We start from the raw sequence: 8,171 nt of genomic DNA on the forward strand, positions 1-8,171 counted from the left end.
GCGCCTCCGCCCGCTACGCGCCGAACGAACACATGGTTTACCAACTCAACGCCCGCGATGAAATCATCGAGCAGTTCCTGGAGGACGTTCTCTAATGTTTACCAACCGCAACCGCCAGGCCATCGCGGCCACCCTGCAAGGCCTGCCGCTGTCGGCGACCGTGGAAGAGTTCACGGCGCCGAAGATCGAGTTCGACATGGAAAACATGACGGGCGGCCGCTTCATCGTCGAGGAGATGGCCAAGAGCGCCAAGGCCCTGGGCGCCAAGCTGATCCTTCAGGGCGCAGGCCCCGAAATCATGCTCGCCCTGGGCGTGAAGCTGGGCGACGACATCCTGCTGAACGTGCGCGAGGCCGGCCAGGACCAGGACGGCAACACCTGGTTCACCTACCACACCGTCGGCGGCAAGCTGAAATCCCTTGAGGAAGGCACCGTGAAAATGGGCGAGAAGCCCAAGACCACCCTGGAGCTGTCCTGCCGCACCTACAACCGCCTGGAAAACGGCGTGCCGGTGATCGACATCGACGTGCGCACCCAGAAGTTCGTGCTCAACGGCGTGGACATCCTCGGCGATGCCCGCCGCGCGGTACTGATGCCGTAAGCCGCCCCTCGCAGCCAACCGATCCCCTGTGGGAGCCAACCTGCTGACGATGAGGCCTGACGCCATCGCAGGCAGGCCCGCTCCCGCAGCGGGGCCGGGTCGGCGGCCATCAAGCAACACCCCCCTCAAGAATCACCAAGGAATTCATTCATGTCGTGGATGCCACCCCAGCATGACCTGCTGTCGCCGATCACCGGCGACGACGGTGCCGAGATCGCGCAGATCCAGCTCAAGCCGTTGTTCTACGCCGCCCAGAAAGAAGCGCTGGAGCGTGCCGGCGACGACGAGGACGATCAGTTCTACGAGCTGGCGCTGCTGGCCACCGGGCTGTCGGTCAAGGAACTCGACCAGCTCAAGCGCCCGGACTACGTGAGCATCGCCCAGTACGTGCACGAAATGTCGACCCAACCGGCGTCGCACTTTCTCGCCCAGGCCGAAGACGCCAGGCGTTCGGACGACCCGGACGAGGTGCAGCTGCTGCTGCCGCTCGCCGTGACCGGCCGCACCGTGACGTCGCTGAGCCTGGAAATGCCCGCGCTGCGCGCCACCAAAGTGATGAAGAAACTGAAGACGGCCAAGGAACGCGCCGAATTCATCACCGCCCACTGCACCGGCCTGATGATCCCCGATCTGGCCCACCTGAGCGTTCCGGACTGGACGCAGCTGCAGGTGCGCATCGACGATTTTTTAAACCAACCGGCGGCCTACTTTCGGAGCGCGACATCGAAGTGATCCTCGATGTCGTGCCGCTCATTTACCCGGTAAGTGAGGCGGAAATTCTGGAATGGGACGCCGAAAAGGCGTTGCGCCGCTACGACATAGCGATCACTCGCCTTGGCGTGAAACAGGAGTAGGGCGGCATGGCAGAAAACAGATATGCGCTCACCTACGCCGGTGAGGGCGGCAACACCGCAGGCGGATTGGCGGTGCCCGAGGGACTGGGCAAGCCGCTGCAGGACTTGAACCTGACGCTGGCCCTGGCGAGCGTGGACATCCGGCTGCTGACCCAGGAACAGATCAAGCTGCGTGAGCTGCTGGTCACCCAGCAATCGCTGTTCAAGGCAGGGGCTGCGGCCCCGGCGACGGCCCCTGAGCCGAAGTCGAAGCTCAAGGCCGAGATCGAGCAGCGTCCGCCGCCCAAAGGCCTTCAGTCGGCGATGGCCAACGAGACGGCGCTGGTCGAACTGAACCAGGTGCTGCGCCTGAGCAAGGAATCGCTTCAGGCCCTCTCGGAAAAGAACCTGGAAACCGCCAGCGACAAACGGGTCGCCCCCAGCGGGGCCACGGGTGCGGACTTGCTGCAGGTGCAGTTGGCCGCGCTCAGGTCCGGCATCAGCGACGGTTTGAAGGGCGATCAGAAGCGGGACGAACTGCAGACGTTCTCCGGCGATGCCGCCCTCAATGCGTCGGCGTTCAAGATCGACGTCAAGGCGGCCGGCGAGATGCTGGCCGGCTGGCGCACCTCGTTGAAGCTCGACCGGTTGCAGAGCCAGGACCTGGCCGACGCGACCAGCCATCTGGGCAACAGCGGCCTGAACGTCAAGGCCGCCGACATCGGCGCTGTCGTTCAGAGTGCCGGCGAGAGCGCGAAAGCTGCGGGCATGACCCCCGAGCAAGTGGCCGCATTGGCGGCCGCGTTCCTCAACAGCGGCGCCGGCAAGGCCGACGCCGGGGCGGCGCTGAAGAGCTTCACAGCGACGTTGGGCAAGGGCGAATCCGCGTCCTCGGCGCAACGCGAAGCCTGGGCGCAGATGGGCCTGAACCCTGAGTCGCTGGCCCGCGGCATGAGCAGCGATGCGCCGCAGACGATCAAGCTGGTGCTTGAAGAACTCAAGAAACAACCTGAAGAGAAACAGGCTGCACTGACCAAGACGCTGTTCGGCAACAACGATGCGCTGCTAGAGCTGCTGAAGAAGCCGGAGGATGTCAGCACAGCCTTCAGGCTGGTGGCCGACAAATCTCAGTACGCGACCTCCAAACGCGGCGAGGGCGCAGGATCGGCGGCCGAGACCGCCGAAGCCTACGGCAACACCTCCCAGGGGCGCTGGAATGCGCTGGACGCGAGCCTCAACCGGCTGTCCACGTCCGTCGGCACGGCGCTGGCGCCGGTGACCGATGGCGTTGCCGTGGGGCTCACGGCGCTGGTCAACGGGCTGAGCGCAGCGGCCGAGACGTTCCCGTTCGTCACGGCGGCGCTGACGTTGCTGGGGGTGGCCGCCACGCCGTTCGTGGCCGGTGCGCTGAAGACCGGCGTGTCCTCGGTGCTCGATGCGGTCCACGCGAGGCTGCTGCGCCTGGCGGCGGCGCGTTTGCCGCCCGGCATCGGCGACATGATCACCGGTGACGATGAGGGTGACGGCGGGCGCAAAAAGAAACGCTCCGGCCGCAAACCGGGCCAAGGCAAGGGGTCAAAGGCTGCCGCCAAGCCCGCCCAGCCTCGGGCGGGCGCCGTGCGCCAAAGCCCGCTTGCCCGTCTGCGCAGTGCGGCGCTCAAGGTCATGCCGTCGATCAGGGGCGCCGCCGCCCGCGTCATGCCCGCGCTGCGCAGTGCCGGGGCCAAGGTCATGCCGCTGATGGCCAGGGCGGTGCCCTTCGTCAGCAAGGCCGCGACGCCGCTGATGCTGGCCGGTGCGGCCTACAAAGGCCTCAAAGGCTGGCGTGAAGGCGACAGCCAGGCGGTGGGCGGGGCGGTCGGTCAACTGGCGGGCACGGCCATCGGCGCCGTCGCCGGCTCGTTCCTGCTGCCGGGCCTCGGCACGGCTTTCGGAGTGTCCATCGGCTCGTCCGTCGGCACGGCCATCGGTGGCTTGCTCGGCGGAGGTCTGGGGGCCCTGCTGGGAGATAAATTGGCCGCCCCGACGGTCGACAAACTCGCGCCGCCGGCAGACGTCGCCAAGAACCTCGTCAACGCCCCGAGCCAGACCCAGCAGGTCACCTTTTCGCCGTCGATCCAGGTCACGTGCCCGGCACCGGACACGGCCGAGCAGATCCGCACGATCATCGGGCAGCAACTGAGCGGGCAGTTCCTTGGCCAGTTCATGCCGTTGCTGACTAACAACCCTCTCGCCACCCGCCGCGATGCGGCCCTGACCGATGGAGTCGCCGGATGAAGCATCAAATGGCACTGGGCAGTTTCATCTTCGGCCTATCGCGCCAGTTCGCCTACAGCTCTCTGGGGCGCAAGTCGGACGGCGGCTGGACGGAGCTGCCGATCCTCACCAGCAAGCCCAAGTCCAGCCAGACCGGCCAGAAGCCGGAAACCCTGACCATCACCGGCAAGTCGATGCAGGCCGTCGCGATGGAGCGGCTCGACGAACTGCGGGCCTTGCAGGCGCTGCGAATCCCGCTGCCGCTGATCGACGGCATCGGCCGCAATTGGGGCCTGTGGCGGATCAACAACATCCAGGAAACCCAGAGCCAGGTCATCGACGACGGCACGGCGATGGTCGTCGACTGGACCCTCGAACTGGCGGAGTTCAACCATGCGTAAGGTACGGAGCGTGGCCGGCGATTCGGTCAACCTGCTGCTCTACCGCGAGGCGGGCCGCAGCGACGATCAGGCCGAAGAGGCCTTGTGGGCGCTCAATCCGACGCTGGCCGAGCAGGGCCCCGTCCTGCCGGCGGGCGTCTGGGTGACGCTGCCCGAACTCGACACCAAACCCGCTGCGGTCAAACCGGTCACGGCCTGGGATTAAGGAGGCGGCATGGCATTGGGATTCACGCCGTCGGTCGAGATCTACGGGGCCAACGCGGCCCTGCTCAACCAACGCCTGATCAGTTGGGAACACATCGACGCCGCCGGGCTTGAGTCCGACCAGCTGACGCTGGTGCTCGACCTGGAAGGCCTCGCCGGTTTGCCGTCCCTGGGCGGTAACATCGGCCTGCGGGTGGGCTATCTGGAGTCCGGGCTGGTCGACAAGGGCCAGTTCAAGGTCACCCGCCTCACGCCGACCCTGTTTCCGCTGCGCCTCACGCTGGTCGCCACGGCGGCGCCGTTCAGCGCCAAGGACGAGACCGGCTTCAAGCAGCGGCGCACGGCCAGCCACGGCCCGACCACCCTCGGCGCGCTGTTTCGCGAGCTGGTGTCGCGGCACGGGTTTTCGCCGCGGGTCGATCCGGCCCTGGCGATGATCCGGATCGCCCACGTCGACCAGTCGAACGAGACCGACATGGGTTTCATCACGCGGCTGGCCGGCAAATACAAGGTGATCGCCAAACCGGTGAACGAGCTCTATGTGCTGGCGCGGCGGGGGCAGGTCAAGTCCCTGTCCGGCAAGGTGTTGCCGGACGTCCGGCTGTCGGTGACAAGCGACAACCGCCCCGGCGACCACGCCTTCATCAGCGCCGTCCTGGAGGAGACCGCCCGCACGCAGAACCAGGGCTGCAAGACCACGTTCTGGGATGCCGCCGCCTGCGTGATGCGGGAGGTCAAGACCGGCCTTGCGCCGTACAAGACCCTGCGCCAGACCCAGCCCAGCGAAGAAGAGGCCAAGGCCGTCGGCGAAGGCGAGGTGCGCAAGATGCTGCGGGAGAAATACAAGCTGAAGGTCACCTGTCCGGGCGACCCGATGCTGTCCGCCGAAGGCTTGCTGGTGCTGGATGACACCTGGCCTGACTTCATGCGCGGACGCTGGTCGATCGACAAGGTCACCGCCAGCGGCAAGCGCGAAGAGAGTTACCGCTGCCTCATCGAGGCGAGCGGCCTGGACCCCAAGGCCGACGCCAACGCCTGATTCTGCATCCCCTGCCGGAGCGAGCCCGCTCGCGACAGCGACGGTGCGCTCGACATCGATTTCCCCTGTGGCGCCGCCCTCGCGAACAGGCTCGCTCCTACAGGGATCTGCAGTGTTCTGCAGATCCTCATCCCCCCGACTCTGGAACGCACCCATGAAGATCACCCCGATCCTCACGCAGCTGCGTGAGCAATGCCCCGGCCTCGCCAACCATGTGGCGGCCGGGGGCGACCTCAACGATCCGAACCTGCCGCTGCCGTCGGCCTGGGTCACGCCGCAGGCCGACCAGGCCGGCGCCAGCACCGCGCAGAACGCCGCACGGCAACCGGTCCGCGACCGCTTCGACGTCGTCCTCGCGCTTGACGCCACGGACGCCGCAAAAGCGCTGGACCGGCTGCACGAACTGCGCGCCGAACTGTGGCGCGCACTGGTGGGCTTCAAGCCCGGCAGCGACTACAGCGCCATCGCCTACGACGGCGGTGAACTGGTTTCGATCAACGGCAGCCGCGTCCTGTACCGGCTGCGCTTCTTTGCCGAGTTCCAGCTCGGCCGCAATCTGCCGAGTCAGCCTGCGGAGAGTTGGCACGAACGCGAACTGGACGGCTTGTCGTCCTTCACCGGGGTCACCGTGCGGGTCGATGCCATCGACCCGGCCGACCCCAACCTCAAACGCCCGGGGCCCGACGGGCGCCTGGAAATGACTTTCTCTGGAGACGTAACCCCATGAGCAATCGCATCACCGTGCTGCCGGCCGCCGGCCGTGCCGTGCCTGACCCGGAAGCGGGCGACCTGCTGCCCCTCGAAGGCCGTGAAGTGCCGGACAGCGCCTGGTGGCGCCGGCGTCTGGCCGACGGCGATATCACCATCAAAACCGCAAAAGCGGCTAAACCACAGGGAGCCAAATAATGGCGATCGGATTCAGCAACATCCCCGCGGACATTCGTGTACCGCTGTTCTATGCCGAAATGGACAACTCGGCCGCCAATAGCGCGACGTCGGCCATGCGCCGCCTGATCGTGGCCCAGGTCAACGACAACATCGCCGCGGCCGACGTCGGCAAGCTGGTGCTGGTGTCCAGCGTGGCGCTGGCCAAGAGCATCGGCGGCCAAGGCTCGATGCTGGCCTCGATGTACGAGACCTTTCGCAAGACCGACCCGGTCGGCGAGATCTGGTGCCTGCCGCTGCACAGCACCGACGGCAGCATCGCCAAGGGCGTGCTGACCCTGACCGGCACCGCCACCCAGGCCGGCCAGCTCAACCTGTACGTCGGCGGTGTGCGTGTGCAGGCCACCGTGGTCAACGGCGCCACCGCCGCACAGGCCGCCACGGCCCTGGTGCAGAAGATCAACGCCAGCGCCGACCTGCCGGTGAGCGCGGCCGCCGCCGAAGGCGTGATCACCCTGAGCGCCAAGTGGACCGGCGCCAGCGGCAACGACATCAGCCTGCAGTTCAACCGCCTGGGCAAGAGCAACGGCGAAGAGACCCCGGCCGGCCTGACCGTCGCGGTCACCACCGTGATGGGCGGCGGCACCGGCGTGCCGGACCAGGTCGCGGCGGTCGCCGCACTGGGCGACGAGCCGTTCGAGTTCATCTGCCTGCCGTGGTCGGACCTGGCCACCCTCAACACCTGGCAAGCGGTGATGGACGACAGCACCGGCCGCTGGTCCTGGGCCAAGCAGCTGTTCGGCCACGTGTACAGCGCCAAGCGCGGCACCGTCGGCACCCTGGTGGCGGCCGGTCAGGCCCGCAACGACCAGCACATGACCATCCAGGCGCTGGAGCCGGGCGTTCCGCAGCCGGTCTGGGTGCAGGCCGCCGCACTGGCCGCGCGCACCTCGGTGTTCATCTCCGCCGACGCCAGCCGTCCGACCCAGAGCGGCAGCCTGCCGGGCCTGGATCCGGCACCGGCCAGCGAGCGCTTCACCCTGACCGAACGTCAGTCGCTGCTCAACTACGGCATCGCCACCGCCTACTACGAAGGCGGCTACGTGCGCATCCAGCGTTCGATCACCACCTACCAGAAGAACGCGTTCGGCCAGGCCGACAACTCCTACCTGGACAGCGAGACCATGCACCAGTCGGCGTACATCGTGCGTCGCCTGCAAAGCGTGATCACTAGCAAGTACGGCCGCCACAAACTGGCTTCAGACGGCACCCGCTTCGGCGCCGGCCAGCCGATCGTCACCCCGGCGACCATCCGCGGCGAGCTGATCGCCCAGTACGCCAAGCTGGAACTGGAAGGCCATGTGGAAAACGCCGAACTGTTCGCCGAGCACCTGATCGTCGAGCGCGACGTGAAGGACCCGAGCCGCGTGAACGTGCTGTTCCCGCCGGACTACATCAACGGCCTGCGCGTGTTCGCGCTGCTCAACCAATTCCGTCTGCAGTACGACGACGCCGCCTGAGCGGCCCGTTCGAGTCTGTGAATCCAGCCCACCCCGCGTGGGCTTTTTTTTGAAGGGAGTAACACCATGGGTCAACTGATTGCAGGCACCTGCTACGTCAAAGTGGACGGCGCGCAACTGACCATCAACGGCGGCTGCGAAGCCCCGCTGATGGCCGTCAAGCGCGAGACCGTCGTGCCGGGCTTCTACAAGGAAACCGACATCGCGCCGTCGTTCAAGGTGACCGCGCTGCACACCGCCGACTTCCCGCTGAAGAAGCTGGTCGAAGGCACCGACATCACCGTCACCTGCGAATTCAGCAACGGCAAGGTCTACGTGCTGGCCGGCGCCTACCTGGTCGAAGAGCCGGTCTCCAAGGGCGATGACGCCACCATCGAACTGAAGTTCGAAGGCATCAAGGGGACCTGGCAATGAGCGGCGCCGTGAAGCTTC

The 8,171-nt window shown here is 66.6% G+C and carries 10 protein-coding genes; all 10 read left to right on the forward strand.

Annotation, left to right across the window (positions count from 1 at the left end; all coding sequences use genetic code 11):
- Nucleotides 1-94: 94 nt before the first annotated feature.
- Complete coding sequence (locus tag ACIP0B_RS23350) at nt 95-601, forward strand: phage major tail tube protein (RefSeq protein ID WP_400836403.1); 507 nt, start codon at nt 95-97, stop codon at nt 599-601.
- A gap of 150 nt (nt 602-751) precedes the next feature.
- Nucleotides 752-1,333: a phage tail assembly protein gene (locus ACIP0B_RS23355; RefSeq protein ID WP_400836405.1), complete on the forward strand. Its 582-nt coding sequence runs from the start codon at nt 752-754 to the stop codon at nt 1,331-1,333.
- Nucleotides 1,334-1,461: 128 nt separating this feature from the next.
- Nucleotides 1,462-3,711, forward strand: a complete 2,250-nt coding sequence (locus ACIP0B_RS23360; RefSeq protein ID WP_400836407.1) for a phage tail tape measure protein — start codon at nt 1,462-1,464, stop codon at nt 3,709-3,711.
- Nucleotides 3,708-4,091, forward strand: a complete 384-nt coding sequence (locus ACIP0B_RS23365) for a phage tail protein (RefSeq protein WP_400836409.1) — start codon at nt 3,708-3,710, stop codon at nt 4,089-4,091. The genes ACIP0B_RS23360 and ACIP0B_RS23365 overlap by 4 nt, the downstream gene beginning before the upstream one ends.
- Complete coding sequence (locus ACIP0B_RS23370; RefSeq protein ID WP_400836410.1) at nt 4,084-4,296, forward strand: tail protein X; 213 nt, start codon at nt 4,084-4,086, stop codon at nt 4,294-4,296. Before ACIP0B_RS23365 ends, ACIP0B_RS23370 begins: the two co-directional genes overlap by 8 nt.
- Nucleotides 4,297-4,305: 9 nt before the next feature.
- Nucleotides 4,306-5,334 (forward strand): phage late control D family protein, encoded by a 1,029-nt coding sequence (locus ACIP0B_RS23375; protein ID WP_400836412.1) that lies wholly within the window; start codon nt 4,306-4,308, stop codon nt 5,332-5,334.
- Between the two features lie 154 nt (nt 5,335-5,488).
- Nucleotides 5,489-6,061 (forward strand): hypothetical protein, encoded by a 573-nt coding sequence (locus ACIP0B_RS23380; RefSeq protein WP_400836414.1) that lies wholly within the window; start codon nt 5,489-5,491, stop codon nt 6,059-6,061.
- Nucleotides 6,058-6,240, forward strand: a complete 183-nt coding sequence (locus ACIP0B_RS23385; protein WP_400836416.1) for a DUF2635 domain-containing protein — start codon at nt 6,058-6,060, stop codon at nt 6,238-6,240. The genes ACIP0B_RS23380 and ACIP0B_RS23385 overlap by 4 nt, the downstream gene beginning before the upstream one ends.
- Nucleotides 6,240-7,739, forward strand: a complete 1,500-nt coding sequence (locus ACIP0B_RS23390; protein WP_400836418.1) for a phage tail sheath subtilisin-like domain-containing protein — start codon at nt 6,240-6,242, stop codon at nt 7,737-7,739. The genes ACIP0B_RS23385 and ACIP0B_RS23390 overlap by 1 nt, the downstream gene beginning before the upstream one ends.
- Before the next feature lie 66 nt (nt 7,740-7,805).
- Complete coding sequence (locus ACIP0B_RS23395; RefSeq protein WP_085581482.1) at nt 7,806-8,153, forward strand: phage tail tube protein; 348 nt, start codon at nt 7,806-7,808, stop codon at nt 8,151-8,153.
- Nucleotides 8,154-8,171 lie beyond the last annotated feature (18 nt).

Origin of the sequence: Pseudomonas sp. NPDC089534, assembly GCF_044749305.1 — a bacterium.
Taxonomy (GTDB): Bacteria; Pseudomonadota; Gammaproteobacteria; order Pseudomonadales; family Pseudomonadaceae; genus Aquipseudomonas; species Aquipseudomonas ekonensis.